The 1,869-nt window shown below is 52.0% G+C and carries 1 pseudogene; it reads right to left on the reverse strand.

The window, feature by feature from the left end:
* Positions 1-1,869, reverse strand: a pseudogene (locus tag PG883_RS23340) (Tn3-like element Tn3 family transposase); the annotation flags it as partial.

A 1,869-nucleotide genomic window follows, 5' to 3' on the forward strand; every position in this document is an offset into this window, starting at 1 on the left:
CCTTCCAGCACAAAGATAGAGTCCCTCAGCGTCCCCGGTATAACGATGCCATGAAAGCCGGAATACTGATCGGACACAAAGTTGTACCAGGTGATCCCTCTGTTATTACCAAAGTATTTGCGGTTCGGTCCGGCATTGATTGTTCTGACTGGCGTAACAAAGCGCATTCCATCTGCAGATGCCACTTCTCCGCCACCCCATATCTGTGCCAGTGGCAGCGTTGCCTGAAAATCAACCAGTCTGGCATTAGCGCTGGTGATAGTTTCAGCCCGCAGATAGTTCGCTTTTGTCCAGTTCAGCCGGTGTCGGGTCAGTGCAGGAACATTTGATCTGATCAGTGGTTCCAGACCGATATTGCAGGCTTCAGCCATCAGCACGGCGCTGATGCTGACGGGCAGATCATCAACTCTGGCACTGGCTTCACTAGCATGGAAAAACTCATCAGCAAATCCGGTATGGGCGTTAATTTCGAGCAGCAACTCTGTTAAATCCACCGGAGGGAGCAGATCACTGATCATTTTGCTCAGTCGTTTCAGACTGTCCGGCTCATCAAGACTGGCGAGGGGAGAAATTGTCAACCGGGGCTTCGGGCCAGAAACATCGAGTTCGACAGCCTCATTTTCGCCAAGACGTGCAGCAACCTGTCTGTAACGACTATCAAGCTGATGACCCAGAGATTTTATTGCTTCCTGCGGGTCTGTCGGGTGTCCCAGAGAACGATAAACCTTAATCCGGTTTGCCTGCCAGTCAGCACCCTGTAGTAATCTTGCTCGGGGATCTCCCCACCGGTTACTGCCGGTAACGTAGACATCCCTCCGCCTCAGACTATCCTGCAGTTTACTGAGAAAGCAGAGCGTGTATCCCCTGCGGGTGATATGTTTTTCCTTGTTAATCACCAGCCGTTTCCATGACCGACTGATAATTTCCGTTGGTGCGTCGTCAAAAAACTGCCGCCGTGAGCTGAACTCCCGGCTGAGGTAGTCACAGGCATTCAGAGTGGTAACCCCGGCAGGTGCGGATGAAAATTTAACGGTATTCAGCAGATGGGGCAGGAAACGACGAACGCGCCCGTACTGCTCCACCATTTCTTCATGAAAATTATCGTCTGAGGGCCGGGAAATTTCACGGACAAGCGTGATGATTTCAGCCAGCTTTTGCCTGGGGATGTAGCTGAACACCTCAGCACGAATCGATTCGTCCGGTGTTTCTTCTTTCAGCAGGTACGAACATGCGCTGGCGAGCGCCAATGCAGATTTATCCAGATCCTTCAGCGAGCGGAGCCGTTTTTTCTGCCCAATCTTTCTGGCGTCACGGATGATAACGGCCAGCATGGCGTCCAGAACGTCCAGTGCATCATCCAACGCCAGCGTTTCCCATGCAAGGACAAAGGCAACCAGAACCGCCATCCTTTTCTGCGGTGACATCCTGGCAATATTGAACACCGAAGTCATACCAGCATAACGTGCGAGATTTTTCAGGCGCACAGCCGGGAGTGTACTCAGGTTGTCAGCATGCAAGCCAAAATCGTTCAGAGTTTTCCAGCGTTCAATTGCTTCATTAAACGCCGGACCACTGATGGTCACAGGGCCTTTTTTCAGTGATTCCAGTAAAGACAGGCGGCTGCAATCAGTTGGCCCCAGCAGCATCTCCAGCTGTGAACGTTGTTCGGCTGACGGTATCAGTGCCAGTTTGTTCCACAGGCGCAACGTCGCCTTTTCCCTTACCTCTGAAATCAACCGGGTCAGCGTAGTGGCTCCGGGGAGAATAATACGATGTTGCATAAGCCACCCTGTCGCCAGATCGAAAAGCAGGCCAGGACGTTCGTTGCTTATCCAGCTCCGGGTATATAAAAGACGGGTAAGGCGAAAT

Origin of the sequence: Aeromonas sp. QDB25 (assembly GCF_027707725.1) — a bacterium.
Lineage (GTDB): Bacteria > Pseudomonadota > Gammaproteobacteria > Enterobacterales > Aeromonadaceae > Aeromonas > Aeromonas caviae.